Source organism: Pseudomonas sp. ZL2 (assembly GCF_054788455.1).
In genome coordinates this window covers 14,954-38,853 of sequence record NZ_JBGOGX010000008.1, presented here as the reverse complement: position 1 = coordinate 38,853, position 23,900 = coordinate 14,954, and the positions used below count along the sequence as shown (strand labels likewise).

Below are 23,900 nucleotides of genomic sequence, written 5' to 3'. Positions count from 1 at the left end.
TGGGTTTTCCGAAAGCCACCGGAGAGTGTCTAGCGACCTCATCTACCCGGAGCACCACCATGGAATTTCGTCACCTCGGTAACGGGCAGTACTTCCCACCTATTGCACCAAACGGTCGGGTTTACGCTGTACCTCTTGGGCAGGAAATCCAGGTAGAAATTTTCTGCCTGACCCCAGTAGGTATCATGGGCGCGGGCATCCAATCGCACTGGTCAGAAATCGTTGGTTGTTACTACGACGACGAATCATGGGAAATCATCCCGCGCAATTACTCGGGACGAGGAATGCGCTTCCGCAGAGGCCTATCCTGCATCATGGTGATCGCAGGCAACGAAACCCTCACAACCCACATCCAGGGCTACCCCATCCCCATTTGCGTAATGAACCGCATTGCATTCGAACAGCAACGAGGAAGTGAGGGGTAGCGCGTCACCGTCACCACCCGCTACGCGACACGGGTACCAGCTAGGCCGACACCTACCAAAGATTATTTTATGAAAGTGAAGCCTTTCACTACTAATACAGATCACAGCTGGCCGACTGACTCGGTCTAAGCGTCACTGCTAATAGAAAATACAGCCTGCGAACCCCGCCTGCACGGGCCTGCTGGCTGACAGCGAGCAGATTTTGTACCCTACACTGCTTATAACCCGCACCCGACGTCTTCCCTGAGCAAACGCAGAGGCCTATCTCGCCGGAGTTCACTGCTGATACTGGAAAGCCCGGTCAGACCAAGCTGCACGGGGCTTTCTGGCATTGCAGTCGGATCATATCCGTTCGACACTGCTTATGTTGCACTCAACCTCTACTCCTCCGAGTAGAGGTCGCCATAATGGAGCGCTTGATATCTAGACCGCTTTTTCTCATAAGCGACCAACGTCCGACGCAACTGACGATTCTCACTGGCAATACTGCGAATCTCAGCAAGACGCTCCTCAACCTGCAAAACGAGGCGGCGGTACGGGAATTTAACAAACTCGAACGAGGAAGCTGGATATTTGTGTTTGCCATTGCCCTTGGGAATAGTTAAGGGTGCGAACTTGTTTTTTTGTCCTTGCAGTGGCACCAGTTTGCACCAGTAGATCGAGTACGCATTCGGGCTCGCCTGCTTGATTGATACGGCAGCCACAACAGATTTCACCCCAGTTTTTTTGTACAGCCTCATGGACGCATCCACATAGCTTGCTACCAGGCATCTCGCGTCCGCGAGCAACCGCTCATACTGCTGATCCAGCAGGCTGACTATCGTTTGCGCGTCTTTGCTCATAACCACGGTTCTCTTCGCTGTAAGAGCAATAATGGTGACCGATCGCTGAGCACTCGGAATTCGATTTCAGACGGTTTTATCGCCGGAAATCTACCGAAAGGAGGTGGTAGGCCCACGCTGTGACCCTGTCCCGCATCAGATGGGCGACAGATGACGACATGTCAGATGAAGAAAAACATGACGTGCAAAGGATGCACAAGAGATGACGACGACAGCCTTGCCCCTGAGCAGTGAATCGCCCCTGTTTCGTAGATACACAACGGCCACTTTTGGCTGGATTCTGCCGTTCGTGAGGGGCGGCTATGGGGCGACTGCGGCCTAATGGCCGTTAGCTGTCGGTCTAGAGCTGCTTATGGACGGTTTCTGCCTATCGAACTATGCAACGATCACGGATCCAGCCCACAGTCGTCATCTGTTGCGCATTCATTAAACACGCCCTCTCGCTCAGCTAGTAGGTCGTCATTTGTCGCCCATTTGTTGTCGCAGTGCACGCCTGACGTATCCCGTCCTGATGCTCAGTTGTCATCCGTTGTCGAATTACTGCTGCCACATGGCACATTGCAAAGGGCGGAAGCCCTGAAATCGTAGCACTGCAGCGACGACACCTCTTCACGACACCCCTTACCTGGGTAACAGCACAACACCCCTTCACGACACCCCTTCGGCAAAAATCCACAGATTCTCTCTATGTGAGGTGAACCGTCAGACTCCCATAAGTAAGAGAGGTGGCGTGAGCATGTTTCTTGAACACGTGTTGCACAGCGGATATAAGCGGTGCGTCGGTTGCTCTGGAATTCAATCAGCCAAGTGCCGACGGAAAGGGATTTCAGGAGGACGAAATTCTTGGGATTGGGACGGCAGGTGAGAAGCTGGATTCTGAGCAAATTTTCAGCCCAGAAGGAGCAAGACATGGACGCGATTGAGCTACTGGTTTACGCGGTCATTGGCGTAATCGGCACGTTGGGATTGGCGACGCTGATTGGCTACAAGGTCGCGGATCATCTCGATAAAAAAAATCACACCCACTGAGTTTGCAGGCACCTGTTGGCCCGCCTGGGGGGCTTGGGACTCACCAGCGCTCGGATAATGTTCATGCATGTGCCAAGTCCAGCAGGTTCACGCCATGAGCAAAGTTGAATGCCAGTGCTGCAAGAAGATGATGGTTCCAAAGGTAATCACCAGCGCGCCGTTCTACATCAGCGGAGTACCCGTGGCCGGCCGTGACCCTGAGTCGTCCGTATGCCCCTTCTGCCTATCTCCGAAGTGGATGCTCACCGAACATCAGGCTCTGGCTGCCGGCAAGGCCAATGCCGAGTTCTACGGCCTTATGATTCTCGCCCTGGTGAACATCGTTGCGTTCGTCCGTTTCGGCGAACTGGCGGGCGGTATAGCGCTTGCGGTGTCAGTCACAACTGTTTTCATGCGCGCCAAAATGATTCGAGCACTGCGCCGTTGCCTGGGGCATTAAAAAGTCTATGAAATCCAGGCGACCGGAATACCGCCTTGGTAGAGTTCGTGTGGATGCCATTGCTGCTCGAATGCACGTAAAAATGCTTCGCTACTCGGTCATTTGATCGCGAACTTTAAGCGCTGTGGTGGTACTGCCCCTGCATGGTGAGCGATCGCTCAAACTCCCAGGCTAGTGGCGAGCAGCTGACTGATGCAGCCTTTTTCAGGCAGACCTTCGTCAGCACTGGTAAACTCTGACCTTCCTAAGGGGAAGGTTGGCAGTTCGAACCTGCCCTGGGACACCATATTTATCAATAACTTAGGCGCTCTGCAGGGAGCAGGATTTTACTCTGTGGGTGCAGGATGGGTGCAGTTGAGCATTCTCTATCACTACACCAGCCAGCAAGGATTGCTTGGAATCCTCGACAGCAAGGCTGTTTGGGCAACCAATACCCACTTCCTGAACGACCAGACTGAATTCGTTCATGGGCTGTCTTTCGCTCGGGCTATGGCAAATCATTCCTACCATGACGACTACTGGGAGTCTTTCGGCTTCTTGCTCCGTGACCACCTAGAAAAACTTGGTGGAGACAACCTTTATGTTTCGTCTTTCAGTGAGAAGCCTGATTTGCTCAGCCAGTGGCGGGGGTACTGCCCTGGGGGTAGCGGTTATTGCATCGGTTTTGACCAAGTGCTGATGGCCGAATACTGCAAGGAGCAGGGCATCAGGCTAGAGAAATGCCTCTACAAGCATGAAGAACAGCTTAGTGCGGTGTCGACCATAATTTCTTACGCTAAGGAATTCTTTCCGGCGGTGCCGCACACGGTTGAGGAGTTTTTTTCGCTTCCTATTGAAGAAAAACTCGACTGCATGTTCGAGCTCAAGAAGCGATTGGATGGCGACCTTAAACCTGAGGCCGACCGGGTTATGGATGGGATTTGCGAGTCGCTATCGGAGCTTGCGCCTTTGTTCAAGAATGAGGGATTTTATGAGGAGGCGGAGTGGCGGATTATCGCGAACCGGCCTGCCCAGGCGGTCTGCTTTCGCCCGGGGCCCTCATATGTCATACCGTACATTTCGATGGATATGCTCAAAGCTAAGCCTCATGTACTCAAGCGAGTGATCGTGGGGCCGAATCCCAACCAGTCTCGGGCCGTAAAAGCTGCAGAACTCCTAGTTAAGCAGTATGGGTATGACACCGACATAGTGACGTCTTCGAATATCCCATTCAATAATTGGTAATCAAACCAAATCCCGAATGCGCAGCACGGTCGTGGTCGAGCAGTTAGCGTGCCTGGCCGTGGCCCGGATACCCAGGCCGGCTCCTAACAGCTCCTTGACCCGCTTGTGCAGCTCTTCGTCCACTGGGCGGCCTTGGTACTTGCCGGCCGCCTTGGCCTTCTGAATGCCTTGGGCCTGCCTCTCACGCCGCTGTTCGTAGTCCTTCCTGGCAATTGCCGCCATCATCTCCACCAGCATCGAATTGATCGCGGCCAGCATCCGATCAGTGAATTCGTCGCCCCTAGTGTCGCGCATACCCTGGTGGCTGGTGGGCAGGTCCAGGGCAACGATGCGCAGCCCCTTCGCGTCTATGGCGGCTTTAAGCTTGGCCCAATCATCAGCGGGCAAGCGGGAGAGGCGGTCGATGGATTCGACCAGCAGCACGTCACCCTTGCGGGCATCCTTAAGCAGGCGCAACAGCTCCGGCCGATCCGAGGCGGCGCCGCTGGCGTTCTCCAGGTACTCGCACGCGATGACCTTGTTCTGGTCGCTGGCGAATTTCTCCAAAGAGGCGCGGGCACGGCCGGCGTCTTGCTCGTCGGTGGATGCTCGAAGGTAGGTGCGAATGAACATGGTGCAACCTGTATCAGTTAGGGTGTTGTCCTAAAACTGTTGCATTTTGGGTGTTATATATCAAGAGAAAAGGCTGATAAAGGCGTCATCAGCCCGTATCAGCCTAGGCATACTCAAAAATCGCCGTAGGTTTGCGAAAAACCCACGGCACAGCCCAGCAAAATTACTGTGTAACTGCACTCACGTGACCGCCCATTCGGCTTGGCTAGCCTTTTTGCGTCGGATTTGACCAGTTCATTCGATGCTTGTGACCGACAGAAATCGGCTAATAGTTGCCCTTCGTGGAAGATAGAAAATGGCCAAAAACGCACAATATTACTTGAGTCGAGCCGAGCTGCGAAATGGCTTCGGCTTGAGTGAACTGTAAGGCCTCACGCGCCAAACTCAAATCTAGCTTTCTTTGCTTCGCCAAGAGCATAAGCAACGTCTCTTAGTTCCCAGTGCGACCGGTAAACAATGGTAAGAGAGCGATCATCCAGCGTTTTGCCGAACCTGACTTCTTTTTCCGGTAAGGCATTGGTCTTATAGGTATGGAGCAAACCCTGCTCAGTCCATACCTCTTCTCCATCGAACTCATACTGACATTCTCCGATGCAAAAAGTCCCGTCCATCACATACATGCGTTGATTTGTAGGCGTCCCGCATATCAATAGAACCTTATTTTCTTCACACATGGTAAAGCTATCGATCTTCTCAAGCTCTTTAAAACTCAAGAGCTCTAAGTCAGCCTTGACTTCCACATGAAGCTTGAACTCTGGAAGGTAGAAGTCAGGAAGATAGCGTATCCCGCCGTCCATCTCATACCCTTCAAGTTCGTATTCGTACCTAATCCCTATGGTATCGAAAAACTTAGCCCATCTGGCCTCGAGGCGCGACCGAAATCGAAACCCGTTGTACTCAGTATCGATTGCTTTAATTCTGTTGAATTCCACACTGCACCTCAAATTAGGCCTAATTATTATGTTAGCACGCTTCCAAAAAAATTTGCTTTTGGGCGCCTTGTAATCGAAGCCAGCTATAATTGAGCTGGTTATTATTGCGAGCTTTTTGAAAGCTAGCATTCCTAATGTTTTGTTAAGAATAAAACCCTAGTCGGCCAAAGCTCGCAATGCAAATGATGCAACAATACTAGTTTTTACCACCGAGAGCCATGTATTGCTCTGCAAAATCTCGGTGACTAATTGTCGTGGCACTTGAAAGCGCGTCACCTATACCTTCGAGATGTGCTTCCAGTCGATTGAGTGAAACTATTGAAATAGATTGAACACTATCAACTAGGCTTTCGAATATAGAGTCTTGTGTGATGTAGGGCCGGTTAAGTGATTTATATTTGGTAAATATTTTTTCGGCGATATATCCGCAGACCTCCAGCAGCTCAGGACCCGCAGGCTGGTAGACACAAACAATCTCTTTCCGCTGCGTTATTTCGTCAAGACTATTGGCTTTCTCGATATCTGACAGACTCAGACCTGGTTTCATCACCCGAATTGGCGCATTGGTAACCAGCATCGAGGTAATAACGGGAATAGGATGTTCTTCATAGTCGTTGACATACATAGTAGTAACCCTGTCGAGAAGGTGCAGCACCGAATAGCGTAATTGCTGTAACCCGTGCCTAATGGGCTTGGGATCAGCAGAGCTTGGAGAAAGAGAAATCCCTCTTGTGCAGTAGTCTTTTGGCTCAAGCTCGTTTAGCTTTTTCTTACTTTCCAAAAAATGTGTTCCAAGCCAGTGGAATGCATATGTGCTGGAGTAGGTTATGGGTTCATGCTGTGGTATCGCAGAAAATACCCACTCAACAGCTCCCGAAGCATATTTGCACTCAAGCAACACATTTAAATCAATTCCCGGGCTGCTAGACTCCGCGCTATAGCTCGCATTCGCCAATACATCAATGGAAAACTCTGCGCCTGATCCATTTTCGTTATTCCGTAAGTAAGAAAACTCTCCGCACGGTTGCATTCCAACTTTTAGCGCTATCTCTGCCACGTGCTGCTCAAGAGGCAGGCTTGACTTAAGTAGATGTTCAAGAGATTTAGATGCCACCAGTATTAGCCCTAACTAAAATAGACACCAGATGGTGTTCTAACCGCCGTATTTGGTGAATAACATGGTCTTGTCGGTGGCCATGAGATTCCTAAAGCGCGCCATGAGCGCTTACCCATTGAGGAATGCACAACCTTGAAAACCCTGTCGCCAGCGTGCAAGCTCGATTGCAGATTAGCTTGCAGAATGGCTGATACACAATGAGTCAGATTTCGCATTGCAATAGTTTCAACATCAATGGGCTCAAAGCTATGCAATGAGAGGGGGGGGATTCGCCCCTGTTTCTTTAGTAGCTTTGAGCGCGTTCTTCTGGCCGGTTTCTGCCCGTCGCCACAGGCAGATACGTGTCGCTTTCTGCCGGTCAGGGACACCCAGCGTACAGGGCGAATCCGATGCACACGGGTGATAAAGTGAAATGCAATTACGCAATTACTTCCCTACGAAGTAAAGCGCCCTGCCCTGATTGAAGATTGCCGCAGGGATCGAGTTTTTCCCCAGCCGCTGGCCGGGGTGATAGATGTAGATCCACTCAGGCAGGTCTTGCGATGCAAGCAGCATAGCTTCCGATGTCGTCATGTCGTTCTTATAGGAATCAAGCGAGAACTGGTTGTTACGGATGAAGATAGGCCCATAGCTGAGTGGCGATCTCAGAAAGCTCGGTGATTTAGCAGCCTCTTCACTGTATGGAATCGGCCGCTCGGCATAGCTATCTGCCAGGGATGCGTAGCTGCGGGCATGGCCATCAGGACGTTTACCAGTCAGCATTGGCAACTTCGATAGGCCGTGGGCAAAAACTCTCTTGCGAGCATCTTCGACCTTACGCAATGCGAGAGCTGACGCCGCCTCCGGCGAGCTTGCCTGGTCCGCAGGCACCCACGCGACAACCTGAGTTGCACGCGCCGGATCGCTAGAACCGCCCAACAGCATCAAGCCCAAGCCAATTCCCGCTGCTGCGCCACCACTCAAACCTGTAGGTGGCGAAGCGAAGCTAACCGCGCTTAATCCAGCATCCCCGAGCACTGTTCCAGAGCCGCTGGCCGGGCTCGCCCTACCAACTGCCCTTGCCAGCTCGATTGGAACGTCACGCTGACCGGAAATCCCCATGGCGGTCAGAACATGCATAGCATCCGACCATTTTTCCCTCGGTACATCTTTCGGCTCAGGAAGCTGCACAGTCCTAGACCCTTGAGTGCCAGAGCACCCAACCAGAAGAGCTACAGTCGCGGCCAGCAAGCCGATTCGGATCGTTGTTGATTTGTTACCCATGGCGCCACTCCCTGTTTTGATTGCCACAGCTTACGGAGACCTTTAAGAAACCCAACGGCATAAGCCTGTGAGCTGTTCCGGCTTGGGATTTCCAGAGCCTGGCATAGCGTGTCAAGCAACCTCATGCATGCGGAGCACCACCATGGAATTTCGTCACCTAGGCAATGGACAGACTTTCCCACCCATAGCGCCGAATGGCTGGATTTACGCCGTACCTGCCACACAGGAAAACCAGGTGGAAATTTTCTGCCTGACGCCTGAAGGCATCGTTGGAAGCGGCGTTTCGGCCAACTGGTCTGAAATCACGGGCGTCTACTACGACGATGAGTCTTGGGAAATCATCCTGCGCAATTACACCGGGCGGGGTATGCGTTTCCGTCGTGGCCATCCCTGCTTCATGGTTGGGGAGGGGGACGAAACGATACTGACGAGCATTCAGGGGTACTCAATCCCCATATGCACAATGAACCGCATATATTTTGAGCAAACCAGTGATTCCTACCAAAAACCCACGCCAAAGCGAACCCAGACAATAAAATTATAATTTTTGCGGCAATTTCAATTTCCGACGCTAAAAGCGTTTGAAAGCGAAACCTATCCCTCCTGAGCCCCAGTACCTTGTTCTCAAACGGACTGATACGGAGCGCTGAAAATGATCCCAAACATATTCCCTGGCAGGGAGCGAACACCCCAATGAGCACACCGCGCTGGGTTCATATCAAGCATGCGCCTGAACGAATTCCTCATCACCTCTGCCGCCATGCGCGGCGCGGAGAAAATCATGGAAATTCAGACTGAAACTCTGGGTGAAGAGGAAATTGCAGCTATCACTGGCTATCAACTGCCATCGAAGCAAATTCAATGGCTAACCAGTAATGGGTGGCAATACGCCCTATCTGGCGCCAGACGTCCGGTCGTTGGACGAGTGTACGCTCGCCTAAAGCTAGCTGGAGTTAAGCCAACAGCAATGAACGCCGTCGCAGAGACTTGGACTTTCGATTTGTCTCGGGTGGGTTAACAAGATGCGTCCGAAACAAACCGCTAATAGAGATCTTCCGCCGCGAATGATTCGGCGTACGCGAAAGCGCAAAAACGGCAACATCTGGGTTGCTTACTACTACGACGGCAGGGACGAAGATGGCAGGCGTCGAGAGATACCTTTAGGTAACGACCTGGACATTGCCAAAGTGGAATGGGCGAAGCTCGACAGAAAGGCCATACCAAAGATAACGCGCCTGATGGGGCAGCTATTCGATCGCTATGAAAGGGATGTCATTCCGGGCAAAAAGCCGCGCACCCAGAAGGACAACCTGGCCGAGCTCAAACAGCTGCGCAAAGCCTTCGATGATGCCCCGATGGAGCTGATTACACCTCAAGTACTTGCCCAATATCGAGATCGACGGACAGGCAAGGTTAGGGCGAATCGAGAAATCGCCCTTCTCTCTCACATTTTCAACATGGCAAGGGAGTGGGGCATTACTGACCGCCCAAACCCAGCGACCGGTATCCGCAAGAACAAGGAGACTCCTCGGGACTTCTATGCAGGACCGGCGATCTGGGATGCGGTGTACGAACACGCCACTTCCGAGTTGCGCGATGCAATGGACTTGGGCTATCTGACCGGTCAACGCCCAGCTGATGTACTGGCCACTCGGGCGACAGACGTGGTTGATGGTTTTCTGCAATTCGCCCAGGGCAAAACGACAAAAAAACTGAGGATACGTCTTGAGTCGGAAACAGAAACCAGCCAGCTGGGGATACTGGTTGAGCGCCTTCTGAGCCAACGCAAGGCGCGAGGGGTTCGCAACCCGTACCTAATAGTGACAGAGGACGGCCGCAACGTGACGCCAGCGATGCTACGCCTTCGCTTTGATGATGCTAGATCCAAGGCCGCTGTCAAAGCGATGGAAGACCTTGATAGCGTCCTGGCCGACAGCATTCGTCAATTCCAGTTTCGCGATATCCGCCCCAAAGCAGCGAGCGAAATTGAAGACCTGGCGCACGCGAGTAGGCTACTAGGGCACACCGATAAGCGAATCACGCAGACCGTTTACCGCCGCGTCGGGGAGATCGTGAAACCAACCCGATGAAACATCTTTTACGAAGGAGTTGCGGAACACCATCGAAAAGTTGCGGAACACTTGGCCTTTTCAGCGTCAAGTTTTCCAGCCTCCAAAAACGCAAAAAGCCCTGAATAATCAGGGCTTTGAAGATGGCGGAAGCGTAGAGATTCGAACTCTAGGATAGTTGCCCATCGACGGTTTTCAAGACCGTTGCCTTAAACCACTCGGCCACGCTTCCTCGTATTGCGGGCGCCATAATACCGAAATGAAACAAGCTGTCAAACTCTCTATGTGGCCGCTTTGCGCGGCTCTGTTATGATCTTTGCATCTGAACGTTTCAAACCCACAGGAGTGTCGCCATGCGCGAACAGGATTACGCCGTCAATCACGGCCAGCAGGTCGAGCAGCAGGAGGTCAGCCGCGTCCTGCGTAACACATACGGGTTGCTGGCTATCACCCTCGCCTTCAGTGGCATCATGGCCTACGTGGCGCAGCAGATGCGCGTCGGCTACCCGAACATTTTCGTGGTGCTGATCGGCTTCTACGGCCTGTTCTTCCTCACCAACAAGCTGCGTGATTCGGTCTGGGGCCTGGTGTCCACCTTCGCCCTCACCGGCTTCATGGGCTTCTTGCTCGGCCCTATCCTCAACCGTTACCTGGGTATGGCCGGTGGCGCCGAGGTGGTCAGCTCGGCGTTCGCGATGACGGCCCTGGTTTTCGGTGGCCTGTCGGCCTATGTGCTGATTACCCGCAAGGACATGAGCTTCCTCGGTGGTTTCATCACCGCCGGTTTCTTCGTGTTGATGGGTGCGGTGCTGGCCAGCCTGTTCTTCCAGATCAGCGGCCTGCAGCTGGCGATCAGCGCCGGTTTCGTGCTGTTCTCGTCGGTGTGCATCCTGTTCCAGACCAGCGCGATCATTCACGGTGGCGAGCGTAACTACATCATGGCGACCATCAGCCTGTATGTGTCGATCTACAACCTGTTCGTCAGCCTGCTGCAGCTGTTCGGCCTGATGGGTCGCGATGACTGATTGGTTAATGGTGTGATGCGTTGAGAGAAAGCCCGCTTCGGCGGGCTTTTTTGTGGGTGGGGTTTGGCAAGGCTTTGCCTTGCATCGCTGGCAAAGCCAGCTCCCACAGGGATAGGTGTCAGCCTCAAGGCACTACCGTAAACGGGTGCGGGCCCGTAGAATGCGCTCCTTTTTTCTTCCGGGGCAGCACTCCCATGAGTTCAATCGAGCAAGGACCCGGCGCACCCGCGCAGGCCAATGAACTGGTCCTCGGCCTTGAAGACCGGCCGCGTCCGTTGATCGCGATGCTGGCGGCGTTGCAGCACCTGCTGGCGATCATTGTGCCGATCGTCACCCCTGGCCTGCTGATTTGCCAGGCGCTGGGGGTTTCGGCCCGTGATACCAACCTGATCGTGTCGATGTCGCTGGTGATCTCCGGGATCGCCACTTTCGTGCAGTGCCGTCGCTTCGGGCCTTTTGGCGCCGGGCTTTTGATTGTGCAGGGCACCAGCTTCAACTTTGTCGGGCCGTTGATCGCCGGTGGCGCGTTGATGGTCAAGCAAGGCACGCCGGTCGAAGGCGTGATGGCGGCGATTTTTGGTGTGGTGATTGCCGGTTCGTTCGTGGAGATGGGCATTTCGCGCATTCTGCCGTTCGTCAAACGCCTGATTACCCCGCTGGTGACCGGTATCGTCGTGCTGATGATCGGCCTGACCCTGATCAAGGTCGGCCTGATCAGTATGGGCGGCGGCTTTGCGGCGATGAGCAACGGCACCTTCGCCAACGGCGAGAACCTCCTGCTGTCGGGCGTGGTGCTGGCGATCATCGTGATCCTCAACCGTATTCCGGTGGTGTGGATGCGCAGTTGCGCCATCGTCATCGCCCTGGCCGTGGGTTACGCCCTGGCCGGTTACCTGGGCCGCCTGAACTTCACCGGCATGCACGAAGCTGCGCTGTTCCAGGTGCCCGTACCGCTGCATTTCGGCCTGGGTTTCTCTTGGGCGCTGTTCATTCCGATGCTGGTGATCTACCTGGTGACCTCGTTGGAAGCCATTGGTGATGTGACCGCTACCAGTAAAGTTTCGCGCCAGCCGGTGGAAGGCCCGCTGTGGATGCAGCGGATCAAGGGCGGCGTGCTGGTCAACGGCGCCAACTCGCTGCTGGCCGGGGTGTTCAATACCTTCCCGAGCTCGATCTTTGCCCAGAATAATGGCGTGATTCAGCTGACCGGTATCGCTAGCCGCCATATCGGTGTGTGGATTGCGGCGATGCTGGTGATCCTCGGCCTGTTCCCGAGCGTGGCCGGGGTGATCCAGGCGGTGCCGGAGCCGGTGCTCGGTGGCGCGGCGATGGTGATGTTCGGCGCGGTGGCGGCTTCGGGGATCAATATCCTTGCCAGCATCAGCCTGGATCGTCGCGCGCTGCTGATCATTGCCGTGTCGCTGGCGCTGGGCCTGGGGGTGGCGCAGGTGCCGGAGTTCCTCGCGCATATGCCGTCGGCACTGCGTAATGTGCTGGAGTCGGGGGTGGCCACCGGGGGGATTTGTGCCCTGGTACTGAACTGGTTCTTGCCGGAGCATAAAGACAAGGCTTGAGACAGTGTTGAAGCCATCGCTGGCAAGCCAGCTCCCACAGGGGGCGAGGTAAGCCCTGAAGAGCCCGCGGCATGTTGCTGCGGGCTTTTTGCTTTATCATTCCCGCAGATTTGCTGAAAGAGACTTCCATGAAGTTCGCCATTGCGGTTTTTTCTCCGGCCCATGCGCCCTCCTCGCGCCGCGCCCTGCGTTTTGCCCAGGCGGCGCTCGCTGGCGGGCATGAGATTGTCCGGCTGTTTTTCTATCAGGACGGCGTGCACAGCGCCTCGGGCAATGTCGTGACGCCCCAGGATGAGCTGGACCTGCCCACCGAGTGGCGCGCGTTCGTCAGCGCGCAGCAGCTCGATGCCGTGGTGTGCATTGCCGCCGCTCTGCGCCGCGGCGTGCTCAATGCCGAGGAAGCCCAGCGCTACCAGCGCCCGGCGGTCAACCTGCCAGCGCCCTGGGAGCTGTCCGGGCTGGGCCAGTTGCATGAGGCGGCGCAAGTCGCCGATCGACTGATGTGCTTTGGAGGCGATTGAGATGGCCAAGTCCTTGCTGATTATCAGCCGCCAGGCGCCGTGGGCCGGGCCATCCGCCCGCGAGGCGCTGGATATCGCCCTGGCCGGCGGTGCCTTCGACCTGCCGCTGGGCATGCTGTTTCTCGATGACGGCGTGTTCCAGCTCGCCCCCGGCCAGCAGCCGGCCCAGCTGCAGCAGAAGAACCTCGCGGCCAACCTGCAGGCATTGCCGATGTTCGGTATCGAGGAACTGTTCGCCGCCGGCAGCAGCCTGCAGGAGCGCGGCCTTGCTGCCGACACCCTGAGCCTGCCGGTACAGGTGCTGGATGACGCTGCGCTGGCCGCGTTGATCGACCGTTTCGACCAGGTGGTGACCCTCTGATGAGCACCTTGCACGTGATTTGCCACTCGCCATTTGGCGACAACCGCCTGAGCAGTTGCCTGCGCCTGCTTGGCAGCGCCGACGGCCTGCTGCTGTGCGGCGATGCGGTGTATGCCCTGCAGCCCGGTAGCGAGCCGCTGCGCACGCTGCAGGCCAGCCAGCTGGACGGGCGTCTGTTCGCCCTGGACGAAGACCTGCAGGCCCGCGCCATTACCATCAGCGACCTGGGCAAGGCTATCGACTACCCGGCCTTCGTCGAGCTGTCGCTGCACTATGACAAGGTCAACAGCTGGCTATGAGCACCCTGACTGTCGGCGAGCGCAGCATCGCCCTGGATAAAGACGGCTACCTGGTCGAGCTTGGTGATTGGTCCGAGGAGGTCGCCAGCGCCCTCGCCGCCCATGAAGACCTGGAGCTGACCGCGGAACACTGGGAAGTGCTGACCCTGCTGCGCGACTTCTACCAGGAGTTCGAGTTGTCGCCGGCCACCCGCCCGCTGATCAAGTACACCGCGCTCAAGCTGGGCGCGGAAAAAGGCAACAGCCTGCACCTGAACCGCCTGTTCAAGGGCACTCCCGCCAAACTCGCCGCAAAACTTGCGGGCCTGCCAAAGCCGACCAATTGCATATGACCGAGCTCACCCCGCTGATCACCGAAACCCCGGCCGAACATCCGTTTGCCCAGTTCGTGCGCATCCTTGGCAAGGGCAAGCGCGGTGCCCGTGGCCTGAGCCGCGAGGAAGCCCGCGAGGCCATGGGCATGCTGCTCGACGGCAAGGTCGAGGAAACCCAGCTCGGCGCCTTCCTGATGCTGCTGCGGCACAAGGAAGAAAGCCCCGAAGAGCTGGCCGGCTTCACCGAAGCGCTGCGTCAGCGGCTGCAGGCGCCGCCGATCCAGGTTGATCTGGACTGGCCAAGCTACGCCGGCAAGAAGCGCCATTTGCCCTGGTACCTGCTGGCCGCCAAGTGCCTGGCGGCCAACGGCGTGCGCATCCTGCTGCACGGTGGCGGCGCCCACACGGCCGGGCGGCTGTATACCGAGCAATCGCTGGAACTGCTGAGCATTCCATTGTGCCGGGACTGGCATGCGGTGTCTGAAGCGCTGGACACCCACAAGCTGGCGTTCATCCCGCTGCAAGACTGGGCGCCACGCCTGCAACGAATGATCGACCTGCGCAACACCCTGGGCCTGCGCTCGCCGATTCATTCCCTGGCACGGGTGCTCAACCCGCTGAATGCGCGCTGCGGCCTGCAGAGCATCTTCCACCCCGGCTACCAGGCCGTGCACCGCGAGGCCAGCCGCCTGCTGGGCGACACGGCGATCGTGGTAAAGGGCGATGGTGGCGAGATCGAGATCAACCCGGACACCAGCAGCCACCTGTATGGCACCGCCAATGGCCTCGACTGGGATGAAGAATGGCCCGCCCTGGTAGCCCAGCGCCACGTCAAACCGGCGAGCCTTGAGCCCGGGCAACTGCTGGCCGTGTGGCGCGGTGATGAGCAGAACAGCTATGGCGAACTGGCCGTGGTGGCGACCATGGCCCTGGCCCTGCGCGGCCTGGGTCAATCCCGAGATGAAGCCTTCGCCCAGGCGCAACGCTACTGGGATCAGCGCCACTGATCGAATAAGCCGATCAAACAGGCCCGGACTTTGCGCTATTCGTTCGAACCCAGCTCCGTACACTGGGTTCTAACTCAGAACGAATCGCCAAGGAGCTCAGCATGGGCCTGTTGATCGACGGACGCTGGCATGACCAGTGGTATGAAAGCAGCGCAGACGGCGCTTTCCAGCGTGAAAGCGCGCAACGGCGCAACGCCCTGCCCGCCGCGCAAGCCGGCCGTTACCACCTGTATGTATCGCTCGCCTGCCCCTGGGCCCACCGCACCCTGATCTTGCGTAAGCTCAAGGGCCTTGAGAACCTGATCGATGTGTCGGTGGTCAGCTGGCTGATGGGCGAGCATGGCTGGACCTTCGACCAGAGCAACGGCTCGACCGGCGACAAGCTCGAGCACCTGGACTTCCTGCACCAGCGCTACACCCGTGACGATCCGCACTACAGCGGCCGGGTCACGGTGCCGGTGCTGTGGGATAAACACGAGCAACGCATCGTCAACAATGAGTCAGCGGAGATCATTCGCATCTTCAACTCGGCTTTCGACGAGCTGACCGGCAATCGCCTGGACCTGTATCCCGAACCACTGCGCGGGCCGATCGAGGCGCTTAACGAGCGGATCTATCCGGCGGTCAACAATGGCGTGTACCGGGCAGGCTTTGCCACTTCGCAGGCGGCCTATGAGCAGGCTTTTGATGAGGTGTTTGCCGAACTGGATCATCTGGAGCGGCTGCTCGGCACCCAGCGCTACCTGGCCGGGGAATACCTGACCGAGGCCGACTGGCGGCTGTTTACCACGCTGATTCGCTTCGATGCGGTGTACCACGGGCACTTCAAGTGCAACATGCGGCGCATTGCCGATTACCCGAACCTGTCGAACTGGCTACGGGAGCTGTATCAGTGGCCGGGGATCGCCGAGACGGTGAATTTCGAGCATATCCAGAAGCATTACTACATGAGCCACAAGACCATCAATCCGAACGGGATTGTGCCCAAGGGGCCGTTGCAGGATTTTGAGCAGGGGCATGACCGGGAGCGACTGGTGGGGCGGGGAATCTGGAACAAGACTGGAGTGTGAAGCCAGGCAAACCGGCCTCATCGCTGGCAAGCCAGCTCCCACAGGTGCAGTGCATACAGTACCTGTGGGAGCTGGCTTGCCAGCGATGATTTCAAGGTTGGGCGCCTTCGAACCAGGCCAGCTTCTCGCGCAGCTGTACTACTTCGCCGACGATCACCAGGGTCGGCGCATGCACTTCATGCTCGGCCACCAGCTTGGGCAAGTCGGCCAAGGTGCCAGTGAACACCCGCTGATTCGGCGTGGTGCCCTGCTGTACCAGTGCCGCCGGCGTATCCGCCGCCCGCCCGTGACGAATCAGCTCGGCACAGATGGTCGGCAAGCCAACCAGGCCCATGTAGAACACCAGGGTCTGCGCCGGCGCCACCAGGTCATCCCACGGCAGGTCGCTGGTACCGTCCTTGAGGTGGCCGGTGACGAAACGCACCGACTGGGCATAGTCGCGGTGGGTCAGCGGGATGCCGGCATAGGCCGAGCAGCCACTGGCCGCGGTAATCCCCGGCACCACCTGGAACGGAATGCCCTGGGCCGCCAGCTCTTCGATCTCTTCGCCGCCACGGCCGAAGATGAACGGATCGCCACCTTTCAGACGCAACACACGCTTGCCCTGACGCGCCAGGTCGACCAGTTGCTGGTTGATCTGCGCTTGCGGCACGGCGTGATCGGCGCGGCGCTTGCCGACGTAGATGCGCTCGGCATCACGGCGGCACAGTTCGATGATCGCCGGGGCGACCAGGCGATCGTAGAGCACCACATCGGCCTGCTGCATCAGGCGCAAGGCGCGGAAGGTCAGCAGGTCCGGGTCACCGGGACCGGCACCGACCAGATACACCTCGCCCGGCGCCTGGTAGGTGGCACCGTCGATCTTGGCTTGCAGCAGACGCTCGGCTTCAGCGCCCTGCCCGGCCAGTTGCCGCTCGGCGATCGGGCCCTGGAAGACATCTTCCCAGAAGCCGCGACGCTGATTGACGTCCGGGTACAGCGCCTTGACCTTGTGCCGAAAGCGCGCGCCAAGGCCGGCCAGTTCGCCATAGGCAGCAGGAATCCAGGTTTCCAGCTTGGCCCGAATCAACCGCGCCAGCACCGGCGCATCGCCGCCGCTGGACACCGCAACCACCAATGGCGAGCGGTCGACGATGGCCGGGAAAATCACCGAACACAGCGCCGGCGCATCGACCACATTGACCGGTACGCAGCGCTGCTGGGCATCCGCCGAGACCTGGGCGTTGAGCGCCTGGTCGTCGGTGGCGGCAATGATCAGCTGGCAACCGTCGAGGTCGCCCGGCTGGTAACCACGGCTGAGAATTTCACCACCGCTGTGCCGGGCAAGCTCGGCCAGTTGCACTTCGATCTCGGGCGCCACTACCCGCAGCACAGCCCCGGCATCGGCCAGCAGACGCGATTTGCGCAGGGCAATTTCACCTCCGCCGACGATCAGCACACGGCTGCCGCGCAGTTTGTGGAACAGCGGCAGGAATTCCATTTAACCGATGACCTCCAGGCCACCCATGTACGGCTTGAGTACTTCCGGCACGCGGATCGAACCGTCGGCCTGCTGGTAGTTCTCCAGCACCGCCACCAGGGTACGGCCGACCGCCAGGCCCGAACCGTTGAGGGTGTGCACCAGTTCCGGCTTGCCGGTTTCCGGGTTGCGCCAGCGCGCCTGCATGCGGCGGGCCTGGAAGTCGCCACAGTTGGAGCACGAGGAGATTTCGCGGTACTTGTCCTGGCTCGGCACCCAGACTTCGAGGTCGTAGGTTTTCACCGCGCTGAAGCCCATGTCGCCGGTGCACAGCGCCAGCACCCGGTACGGCAGCTCCAGGGCTTGCAGCACGCGCTCGGCGTTGGCGGTCAGGCCTTCCAGGGCTTCCATGGATTTGTCCGGCTCGACGATCTGCACCATCTCGACCTTGTCGAACTGGTGCTGGCGGATCATGCCGCGGGTGTCGCGGCCCGACGCACCGGCTTCGCTACGGAAGCACGGGGTATGGGCGACGAACTTGATCGGCAGTTGCTTGGCGTCGAGGATCTCGCCGGCAACGATGTTGGTCAGCGACACTTCAGCGGTCGGGATCAGGTAGAAGTCGGCTTCGCCGTCGCGGCTGATCTTGAACAGGTCTTCCTCGAACTTGGGCAGCTGGCCGGTGCCTTGCAGCGCCGGGGCCTGGACCAGGTACGGGGTGTAGGCTTCTTCGTAGCCGTGCTCGCTGGTGTGCAGGTTGATCATGAACTGCGCCAGGGCGCGGTGCAGACGGGCGATCGGGCCGCGCAGCAGGGCGAAACGGGCGCCCGACAGCTTGGCGGCGGTTTCAAAATCCAGGCCGCCGCTCAGCTCGCCAAGGGCCACGTGGTCCTTGATCTCGAAGTCGAAGGCGCGCGGGGTGCCCCAACGACGGACTTCGACGTTGTGCTCTTCATCGGCGCCGACCGGCACGCTTTCGTCCGGCAGGTTGGGAATGCCCAGCAGGATGCCATCCAGTTCGGCCTGGATGCCGTCCAGCTCGACCTTGCCGCTGGCCAGTTCGCCGGCCATGCGCTCGACGTCAGCCATCAGCGGGGCGATGTCTTCGCCCTTGGCCTTGGCCTGGCCGATGGATTTGGAACGGGCGTTACGCTCGGCCTGCAGTTGTTCGGTACGGGTCTGTACCACCTTGCGGCGTTCTTCCAGGGCCTCGATGCGCGCGACATCCAGGCTGAAGCCACGGGAGGCCAGGCGGTCCGCCACTTCCTGAAGTTGGCCGCGTAACAGTTTGGAATCGAGCATATCGTTCTCTCGTTGGTTCAGAATTTGGTCAGGGACAGGCCAGCCCAGGTTGCGAGCAGCCCGCCAAATACGCTGGCCCCGGCATACCCGAAGGCCAGCGGCGCCTGCCCGCTTTCGAGCAGGCGCACGGTATCCAGTGAAAAGGATGAAAAGGTTGTAAGACCGCCGAGAAAGCCGACGATCAGGCCCGCACGCAGCTCGACCGGCACCAGCGGGCGATGCAGAAACAGCCCGTAGAGCAAGCCGATCAGCAGGCAGCCAATCAGATTGACCGCCAGCGTACCGAGATAGAAGTGGCGTGGCCAGTGCGCGTTGACCCAATTGGCAGTGGCAAAGCGCATCAGGGTGCCGACAATGCCCCCGGCGCTGACTGCGGCGATCACGGCAATCATGGTTTTCTGCGCTGCCGCGGGCTGTTGCGGTCGAGTTCGGCCAGGTGCTTGAGCTTCTCGCCGATCTTCAATTCCAGGCCGCGCGGCACCGGTTGGTAGTACTGGCGCGGCGCGAGGTGGTCAGGGAAGTAGTCTTCGCCGGCGGCGTAGGCATCCGGTTCGTCATGGGCGTAGCGGTATTCATCGCCATAGCCCAGCTGCTTCATCAGCTTGGTCGGGGCGTTGCGCAGGTGCAGCGGCACTTCCAGCGAACCGTGCTCGCCAGCTTCGCGCAGCGCAGTTTTGAAGCCCATGTACACCGCGTTGCTCTTCGGTGCACAGGCCAGGTAGGTAATGGCCTGGGCCACAGCCAGCTCGCCTTCCGGGCTGCCCAGGCGCTCTTGCACATCCCAGGCCGCCAGGCACAGGCTCAAGGCGCGGGGGTCGGCGTTGCCGATGTCTTCGCTGGCCATGCGTACCACGCGGCGGGCGATGTACAGCGGGTCGCAGCCGCCATCGAGCATGCGCGCGAACCAGTACAAGGCGCCATCGGGGTTGGAGCCGCGCACCGACTTGTGCAGCGCCGAGATCTGGTCGTAGAAGGCCTCGCCACCCTTGTCGAAACGCCGGCGGCTGTCACCGAGCAGGCTCTGCAGCAATTCGACAGCGATTTCACCGCCATCCTCTGCCAGGTCCGAGGCGTTTTCGAGGAAGTTGAGCATGCGCCGGCCATCGCCATCGGCGGCAGCCATGAGCATCTGGAAGGCTTCGTCGCCAACGCGCAACTGGCGCTTGCCCAGGCCACGCTCTTCCGTCAGGGCGCGGTTGACCAGCTTGCGTAGCGCGGCTTCGTCGAGGCTTTTCAGCACATAGACCCGTGCCCGCGACAGCAGCGCGTTGTTCAGTTCGAACGAAGGGTTCTCGGTGGTGGCGCCGATGAAGATCAGCGTGCCGTCTTCCACATACGGCAAAAAGGCATCCTGCTGGGACTTGTTGAAGCGGTGCACTTCATCAACGAACAGAATCGTGCGCCGCCCATACTGCCCGGCCTGCTGCTTGGCGATGTCCACCGCGTGGCGGATTTCCTTGACCCCGGCCAACACCGCCGAAACGGTCTCGAAGTGGGCGTCGCAGAACTGCGCCAGCAGCCGCGCCAGGGTGGTCTTGCCGACCCCGGGCGGGCCCCAGAAGATCATCGAGTGCAGTGCGCCCGCTTCCAGTGCCTCGCGCAGCGGCTTGCCGCGGGCCAGCAGGTGCTCCTGGCCAACGTACTCGTCCAGGTTGGCCGGGCGCAGGCGCGCGGCCAGGGGCTGGGCTACGGGGTCGCTACGAAACAGGTCCATGGACGGCGCTACTACCTCTTACTCGGAGATGACATCCGCACCTTTGGGGATGTCGAACTTGAACTTGCTCGCCGGGATCGCCTCGTTGGCCTTGACCGCGGTGAACAGGATGTTGGTGCGTTGGCCGACGCTGTCGATCAGTTGCATGTCGTTGACCAGGCCGCGACGGAACGACAGGCGCAGCGAGTCGAACAGGGTGTCCTTGGTTTTCGGCTTGAGCACGAAATCCATGACCTCGCCCTGCTCTTTAGAGGTGATGTCGAAGCTCTGGCTGATCTTCGAGACGTCACCGGACAGCAACAGTGCCGGGGTTTCGGTCAAACGCTGGTCAAGTTTCTTGATGGTAGCCTGTTCCAGGTCCGGGTCCCACAGGGTGACGTTCTTGCCGTCCGACACCACCACCTGCTCCTGTGGCGCATCGGTGTGCCAGTAGAACAGGCCCGGGCGCTGCACGGCCATCTGCCCGGTGGTTTCCTGCAACTGAGTGCCGGTGCCATCGAGGGTCAGTTGAGAGAAATTGGCGCTGATGGTCCTGGATTTGTCCAGCAACTGGGTCAGGCGTGCCGCATCGGCATCGGCGGCAATTGCCGAAGCGCTGGACAGGGCCATAGCGGAAACCAACAGCATGCGAATCAGGCGCATGGAAATCCTCGTTGCAGTATGAAGGGGCTGGCGGCCGTCACTGGCCGCCAGCAGGTTGGATCAGTCGCGGGACGGCCCGGGGGCAATCACTTCGCGCGAACCGTTGGTGTTCATGGCGGTGACCACACCGGCCATCTCCATTGCCTCGATCATCCGCGCAGCGCGGTTGTAGCCGATCTTCAGCTTGCGCTGTACGGCGGAAATGGACGCACGGCGGCTTTCCAGCACGAACTGCACGGCTTCATCGTACAGCGCATCGGTTTCGGCATCGTCGCCGTCTCCGCCACCACCGCCGCCGTCAAAGCCGCTGCCGGCCTCTTCGACGCCGCTGAGGATGTCCTCGTTGTAGTCCGGGGCGCCCCGCAGTTTCCAGGCCTCGACCACGCGATGGACCTCGTCATCGGAAACGAAGGCGCCATGCACACGAATCGGCAGGCTGGTGCCTGGTGGCATGTAGAGCATGTCACCGTGGCCGAGCAACTGTTCGGCGCCGCCCTGGTCGATGATGGTCCGCGAGTCGATCTTGCTCGAGACCTGGAAGGCCATGCGGGTCGGGATGTTGGCCTTGATCAGGCCGGTGATCACGTCCACCGAGGGCCGCTGGGTCGCGAGAATCAGGTGAATACCGGCAGCACGGGCCTTCTGGGCGATACGGGCGATCAGCTCTTCGACCTTCTTGCCGACGATCATCATCATGTCGGCGAACTCGTCGACCACCACGACAATGGTCGGCAGGGTTTTCAGCAGCGGCGGCACGTCATCCATGCTTTCGCGCTTGAACATCGGGTCGTAGATCGGCTCGCCGGCTTCTTCGGCGTCCTTGACCTTGCGGTTGAAGCCCGCCAGGTTGCGCACACCCATGGCCGCCATCAGCTTGTAGCGCCGCTCCATCTCGGCCACGCTCCAGCGCAGGGCGTTGGCGGCGTCCTTCATGTCGGTGACCACCGGGCAGAGCAGGTGCGGAATGCCTTCGTAGATCGACAGTTCGAGCATTTTCGGGTCGATCATGATCAGCTTGGCGTCTTCCGGGCCCGACTTGAACAGGATCGACAGGATCATGGCGTTGACGCCCACCGACTTACCGGAACCGGTGGTACCGGCCACCAGCAGGTGCGGCATCTTCGCAAGATCGGTGATCACCGGCTTGCCGCCGATGTCGTGGCCCAGGGCCATGGTCACCGGCGATTTGGCTTCGTCGTATTGTGGCGACGACAGCACCTCGGAGAAGCGTACGATCTGCCGGTCTTCGTTGGGGATCTCGATACCGACGGTGGTCTTGCCGGGGATCACTTCAACCACGCGCACGCTGGTCACCGCCAGGGAGCGGGCCAGGTCCTTGGCCAGGTTGGCGATGCGGCTGACTTTGACGCCAGCGGCCGGCTGGATTTCGTAACGGGTAATTACCGGGCCCGGGTGGATCGAGTCTACCGAGACTTCGACGCCGAATTCCTTGAGCTTGATTTCCAGCAGGTGGCCAACGCCGGCCAGGGATTCTGGCGAGTAGTTGACCTGTTTTTTCTCGGCCGGGTCGAGGATCGAGATCGGCGGCAAGGTGCCTTCGATGGCGCTGTCGACGAACAGCGGCGCCTGTTTTTCCTTCTGCACGCGCTTGCTCGGTTCCGGCGCCTTGGCCGGGGCCGGCATGATCACCGGTGCCGGCTGCTGCACGCGCTCGGCTACATGCTTGCTCAGGGCCTGGTCGCGCTCGATGATGCGCTCCTTGGCCTTGGCCTGCTCGCGGCGGTCCGGCGCTACCGGGGCGACCACGTCGTGAACCTGGTCGTCGACCTCACGCAACTGCGCTACCAGGCGCTTGCGCTCGTTGCGCGCCTCCCACCAGCGGTTGGCGGCGCCCTGGAACAACTCGAACAGGTCGAGGGTGATCTTGCCGGTGACGTCCATGACCTTGAACCACGACAGGTCGGTGAACACGGTCAGGCCGAACAGGAACAGGGCGATGAACATCAGGGTGCTGCCCTGCACGTTCAGGGCGTTCTTGGCCAGGTCGCCGAGGCTTTCGCCCAGCGCGCCACCGGCCGATGCCGGCAGGCTGGCGGCGGAATGGAAATGGATATGCGCCAGCGCCGCACCCGAAAGCACCAGGAACACCAGGCCGATCAGGCGCCAGGAGAACAACCAGCCGCTCCACTGCCACGGCTGGTGGCGTTCGCGGAAGATCTGCCAGGTCTTGATCGCCAGCAGCAACGGGAAGATGTAGGCGAAATAGCCCAGGACCATGAACAGGATGTCGGCGAAATAGGCACCGGCACGGCCGGCGGCGTTCTGTACCTGCTCGACGTTGCTGGTATGGCTGAAGCCCGGATCGGCCTGGTCGTAGGTCAGCAAGGCCATCCACAAGTACAGGCACAGCGCGCCCACGGCGATCAGCGCACCTTCCTTGAGCCGATAGTGCAGCTGCTGGCGCCAGAGCGGCACGGGCAAGGGACTGGGTGTTGCGGTGGATTTCTTCAAAACGCGTCTATTCCTGCGCTCATTGCGCGTCCAACAGTGATTGACCCAACTGAACAGTCAACAAACCACTACTTTTAACATTACTGCCCGCCTACCGCCATGGCGGCACGCCAGAATGAAGCGTAAACGGGGGCCAATTTCCTATACAGCAATTTGAGCACGCATTTTCTTTTGTGACAAAGGCTTAT

The 23,900-nt window shown here is 58.7% G+C and carries 25 protein-coding genes and 1 tRNA gene; 14 read left to right on the top strand and 12 right to left on the bottom strand.

All coding sequences use genetic code 11. The features are described 5' to 3' along the window. The first annotated feature begins 59 nt into the window (after positions 1-59). Positions 60-425, top strand: coding sequence for a hypothetical protein (locus ABM562_RS09225; RefSeq protein ID WP_460421535.1), 366 nt, complete (start codon positions 60-62; stop codon positions 423-425). A gap of 380 nt (positions 426-805) precedes the next feature. Here the strand turns inward: ABM562_RS09225 and mobI are convergent, their stop codons facing one another. Continuing rightward, complete coding sequence (gene mobI / locus ABM562_RS09220; RefSeq protein ID WP_460421533.1) at positions 806-1,267, bottom strand: conjugative transfer protein MobI(A/C); 462 nt, start codon at positions 1,265-1,267, stop codon at positions 806-808. 1,123 nt (positions 1,268-2,390) lie between these two features. Between mobI and ABM562_RS09215 the strand changes: the two genes are divergently transcribed. Beyond that, the gene (locus tag ABM562_RS09215) at positions 2,391-2,735 is read left to right on the top strand and encodes a hypothetical protein (protein ID WP_460421531.1); all 345 of its coding nucleotides are present in this window, start codon (positions 2,391-2,393) and stop codon (positions 2,733-2,735) included. Between the two features lie 354 nt (positions 2,736-3,089). After that, positions 3,090-3,959, top strand: coding sequence for a DUF2971 domain-containing protein (locus tag ABM562_RS09210; protein WP_460421530.1), 870 nt, complete (start codon positions 3,090-3,092; stop codon positions 3,957-3,959). Here the strand turns inward: ABM562_RS09210 and ABM562_RS09205 are convergent, their stop codons facing one another. The 4 genes from ABM562_RS09205 to ABM562_RS09190 form a co-directional block, all read right to left on the bottom strand. After that, positions 3,960-4,571 carry a recombinase family protein gene (locus ABM562_RS09205; RefSeq protein ID WP_460421528.1) on the bottom strand — a complete coding sequence of 204 codons (612 nt, stop codon included), beginning with the start codon at positions 4,569-4,571 and terminating at the stop codon, positions 3,960-3,962. Positions 4,572-4,942: 371 nt separating this feature from the next. Further along, the gene (locus ABM562_RS09200) at positions 4,943-5,503 is read right to left on the bottom strand and encodes a PDDEXK family nuclease (protein ID WP_460421526.1); all 561 of its coding nucleotides are present in this window, start codon (positions 5,501-5,503) and stop codon (positions 4,943-4,945) included. 196 nt (positions 5,504-5,699) lie between these two features. Further along, a complete protein-coding gene (locus ABM562_RS09195) occupies positions 5,700-6,560 on the bottom strand; it encodes a hypothetical protein (protein WP_460421524.1) in 861 nt (286 codons plus the stop codon). 486 nt (positions 6,561-7,046) lie between these two features. Then, positions 7,047-7,739 carry a hypothetical protein gene (locus ABM562_RS09190; RefSeq protein WP_460421522.1) on the bottom strand — a complete coding sequence of 231 codons (693 nt, stop codon included), beginning with the start codon at positions 7,737-7,739 and terminating at the stop codon, positions 7,047-7,049. A gap of 286 nt (positions 7,740-8,025) precedes the next feature. Between ABM562_RS09190 and ABM562_RS09185 the strand changes: the two genes are divergently transcribed. The 3 genes from ABM562_RS09185 (at position 8,026) to ABM562_RS09175 (ending at position 9,973) form a co-directional block, all read left to right on the top strand. Further along, the gene (locus ABM562_RS09185; RefSeq protein ID WP_460421520.1) at positions 8,026-8,427 is read left to right on the top strand and encodes a hypothetical protein; all 402 of its coding nucleotides are present in this window, start codon (positions 8,026-8,028) and stop codon (positions 8,425-8,427) included. 237 nt (positions 8,428-8,664) lie between these two features. Then, positions 8,665-8,901 carry a DUF4224 domain-containing protein gene (locus tag ABM562_RS09180; RefSeq protein ID WP_422415134.1) on the top strand — a complete coding sequence of 79 codons (237 nt, stop codon included), beginning with the start codon at positions 8,665-8,667 and terminating at the stop codon, positions 8,899-8,901. A gap of 4 nt (positions 8,902-8,905) precedes the next feature. Further along, positions 8,906-9,973 (top strand): phage integrase, encoded by a 1,068-nt coding sequence (locus tag ABM562_RS09175; protein WP_460421519.1) that lies wholly within the window; start codon positions 8,906-8,908, stop codon positions 9,971-9,973. Between the two features lie 123 nt (positions 9,974-10,096). Here ABM562_RS09175 and ABM562_RS09170 read toward each other — a convergent pair. Beyond that, positions 10,097-10,184, bottom strand: a tRNA-Ser gene (locus tag ABM562_RS09170). A 121-nt stretch (positions 10,185-10,305) separates the two neighbouring features. Between ABM562_RS09170 and ABM562_RS09165 the strand changes: the two genes are divergently transcribed. The 8 genes from ABM562_RS09165 (at position 10,306) to ABM562_RS09130 (ending at position 16,123) form a co-directional block, all read left to right on the top strand. After that, on the top strand, positions 10,306-10,977 hold the full coding sequence (locus ABM562_RS09165) for a Bax inhibitor-1/YccA family protein (protein ID WP_036994557.1): 672 nt from the start codon (positions 10,306-10,308) through the stop codon (positions 10,975-10,977). 194 nt (positions 10,978-11,171) lie between these two features. After that, entirely contained in the window at positions 11,172-12,551 is a 1,380-nt protein-coding gene (locus ABM562_RS09160) for a nucleobase:cation symporter-2 family protein (protein WP_045201415.1), read from the top strand. A 128-nt stretch (positions 12,552-12,679) separates the two neighbouring features. Further along, positions 12,680-13,072, top strand: coding sequence for a sulfurtransferase complex subunit TusD (gene tusD, locus ABM562_RS09155; protein ID WP_115087744.1), 393 nt, complete (start codon positions 12,680-12,682; stop codon positions 13,070-13,072). Between the two features lies 1 nt (position 13,073). Further along, positions 13,074-13,433 carry a sulfurtransferase complex subunit TusC gene (gene tusC / locus ABM562_RS09150; protein WP_115087745.1) on the top strand — a complete coding sequence of 120 codons (360 nt, stop codon included), beginning with the start codon at positions 13,074-13,076 and terminating at the stop codon, positions 13,431-13,433. Further along, complete coding sequence (gene tusB, locus ABM562_RS09145) at positions 13,433-13,732, top strand: sulfurtransferase complex subunit TusB (RefSeq protein ID WP_115087746.1); 300 nt, start codon at positions 13,433-13,435, stop codon at positions 13,730-13,732. The genes tusC and tusB overlap by 1 nt, the downstream gene beginning before the upstream one ends. Next, positions 13,729-14,064 carry a TusE/DsrC/DsvC family sulfur relay protein gene (locus ABM562_RS09140; RefSeq protein ID WP_115087747.1) on the top strand — a complete coding sequence of 112 codons (336 nt, stop codon included), beginning with the start codon at positions 13,729-13,731 and terminating at the stop codon, positions 14,062-14,064. Before tusB ends, ABM562_RS09140 begins: the two co-directional genes overlap by 4 nt. Beyond that, positions 14,061-15,053 (top strand): glycosyl transferase family protein, encoded by a 993-nt coding sequence (locus tag ABM562_RS09135; protein ID WP_460421515.1) that lies wholly within the window; start codon positions 14,061-14,063, stop codon positions 15,051-15,053. Before ABM562_RS09140 ends, ABM562_RS09135 begins: the two co-directional genes overlap by 4 nt. Before the next feature lie 101 nt (positions 15,054-15,154). Then, the gene (locus tag ABM562_RS09130; protein WP_346617618.1) at positions 15,155-16,123 is read left to right on the top strand and encodes a glutathione S-transferase family protein; all 969 of its coding nucleotides are present in this window, start codon (positions 15,155-15,157) and stop codon (positions 16,121-16,123) included. 91 nt (positions 16,124-16,214) lie between these two features. Here ABM562_RS09130 and cysG read toward each other — a convergent pair whose 3' ends face one another. From cysG to ftsK, 6 genes are read right to left on the bottom strand one after another with little or no spacing between them, the layout of a single operon-like run. Then, positions 16,215-17,603 (bottom strand): siroheme synthase CysG, encoded by a 1,389-nt coding sequence (gene cysG, locus ABM562_RS09125; protein ID WP_115087750.1) that lies wholly within the window; start codon positions 17,601-17,603, stop codon positions 16,215-16,217. Further along, the gene (gene serS / locus ABM562_RS09120) at positions 17,604-18,884 is read right to left on the bottom strand and encodes a serine--tRNA ligase (protein WP_233674856.1); all 1,281 of its coding nucleotides are present in this window, start codon (positions 18,882-18,884) and stop codon (positions 17,604-17,606) included. It lies immediately after the preceding gene. A 17-nt stretch (positions 18,885-18,901) separates the two neighbouring features. After that, positions 18,902-19,276, bottom strand: a complete 375-nt coding sequence (gene crcB, locus ABM562_RS09115) for a fluoride efflux transporter CrcB (protein ID WP_115087752.1) — start codon at positions 19,274-19,276, stop codon at positions 18,902-18,904. Beyond that, the gene (locus tag ABM562_RS09110) at positions 19,273-20,598 is read right to left on the bottom strand and encodes a replication-associated recombination protein A (protein WP_115087753.1); all 1,326 of its coding nucleotides are present in this window, start codon (positions 20,596-20,598) and stop codon (positions 19,273-19,275) included. Before ABM562_RS09110 ends, crcB begins: the two co-directional genes overlap by 4 nt. An 18-nt stretch (positions 20,599-20,616) precedes the next feature. Further along, positions 20,617-21,240, bottom strand: a complete 624-nt coding sequence (lolA, locus tag ABM562_RS09105; RefSeq protein ID WP_115087754.1) for an outer membrane lipoprotein chaperone LolA — start codon at positions 21,238-21,240, stop codon at positions 20,617-20,619. A gap of 60 nt (positions 21,241-21,300) precedes the next feature. Further along, positions 21,301-23,769 carry a DNA translocase FtsK gene (ftsK, locus tag ABM562_RS09100; RefSeq protein ID WP_415842511.1) on the bottom strand — a complete coding sequence of 823 codons (2,469 nt, stop codon included), beginning with the start codon at positions 23,767-23,769 and terminating at the stop codon, positions 21,301-21,303. Between the last annotated feature and the right edge of the window lie 131 nt (positions 23,770-23,900).

Excerpts from the sequence above, each read along its gene's own strand:
- tusB (WP_115087746.1), top strand. The coding sequence starts at position 13,433 with ATGAGCACCTTGCACGTGATTTGCCACTCGCCATTTGGCGACAACCGC.
- ABM562_RS09215 (WP_460421531.1), top strand. The coding sequence starts at position 2,391 with ATGAGCAAAGTTGAATGCCAGTGCTGCAAGAAGATGATGGTTCCAAAG.
- serS (WP_233674856.1), bottom strand. The coding sequence starts at position 18,884 with ATGCTCGATTCCAAACTGTTACGCGGCCAACTTCAGGAAGTGGCGGAC.
- ABM562_RS09180 (WP_422415134.1), top strand. The coding sequence starts at position 8,665 with ATGGAAATTCAGACTGAAACTCTGGGTGAAGAGGAAATTGCAGCTATC.
- ABM562_RS09135 (WP_460421515.1), top strand. The coding sequence starts at position 14,061 with ATGACCGAGCTCACCCCGCTGATCACCGAAACCCCGGCCGAACATCCG.
- ABM562_RS09225 (WP_460421535.1), top strand. The coding sequence starts at position 60 with ATGGAATTTCGTCACCTCGGTAACGGGCAGTACTTCCCACCTATTGCA.
- ABM562_RS09175 (WP_460421519.1), top strand. The coding sequence starts at position 8,906 with ATGCGTCCGAAACAAACCGCTAATAGAGATCTTCCGCCGCGAATGATT.
- mobI (WP_460421533.1), bottom strand. The coding sequence starts at position 1,267 with ATGAGCAAAGACGCGCAAACGATAGTCAGCCTGCTGGATCAGCAGTAT.
- ABM562_RS09110 (WP_115087753.1), bottom strand. The coding sequence starts at position 20,598 with ATGGACCTGTTTCGTAGCGACCCCGTAGCCCAGCCCCTGGCCGCGCGC.
- ABM562_RS09190 (WP_460421522.1), bottom strand. The coding sequence starts at position 7,739 with ATGCATGTTCTGACCGCCATGGGGATTTCCGGTCAGCGTGACGTTCCA.
- tusC (WP_115087745.1), top strand. The coding sequence starts at position 13,074 with ATGGCCAAGTCCTTGCTGATTATCAGCCGCCAGGCGCCGTGGGCCGGG.
- ABM562_RS09165 (WP_036994557.1), top strand. The coding sequence starts at position 10,306 with ATGCGCGAACAGGATTACGCCGTCAATCACGGCCAGCAGGTCGAGCAG.
- ABM562_RS09205 (WP_460421528.1), bottom strand. The coding sequence starts at position 4,571 with ATGTTCATTCGCACCTACCTTCGAGCATCCACCGACGAGCAAGACGCC.
- tusD (WP_115087744.1), top strand. The coding sequence starts at position 12,680 with ATGAAGTTCGCCATTGCGGTTTTTTCTCCGGCCCATGCGCCCTCCTCG.
- lolA (WP_115087754.1), bottom strand. The coding sequence starts at position 21,240 with ATGCGCCTGATTCGCATGCTGTTGGTTTCCGCTATGGCCCTGTCCAGC.
- crcB (WP_115087752.1), bottom strand. The coding sequence starts at position 19,276 with ATGATTGCCGTGATCGCCGCAGTCAGCGCCGGGGGCATTGTCGGCACC.
- ABM562_RS09140 (WP_115087747.1), top strand. The coding sequence starts at position 13,729 with ATGAGCACCCTGACTGTCGGCGAGCGCAGCATCGCCCTGGATAAAGAC.
- ABM562_RS09130 (WP_346617618.1), top strand. The coding sequence starts at position 15,155 with ATGGGCCTGTTGATCGACGGACGCTGGCATGACCAGTGGTATGAAAGC.
- ABM562_RS09160 (WP_045201415.1), top strand. The coding sequence starts at position 11,172 with ATGAGTTCAATCGAGCAAGGACCCGGCGCACCCGCGCAGGCCAATGAA.
- ABM562_RS09185 (WP_460421520.1), top strand. The coding sequence starts at position 8,026 with ATGGAATTTCGTCACCTAGGCAATGGACAGACTTTCCCACCCATAGCG.
- cysG (WP_115087750.1), bottom strand. The coding sequence starts at position 17,603 with ATGGAATTCCTGCCGCTGTTCCACAAACTGCGCGGCAGCCGTGTGCTG.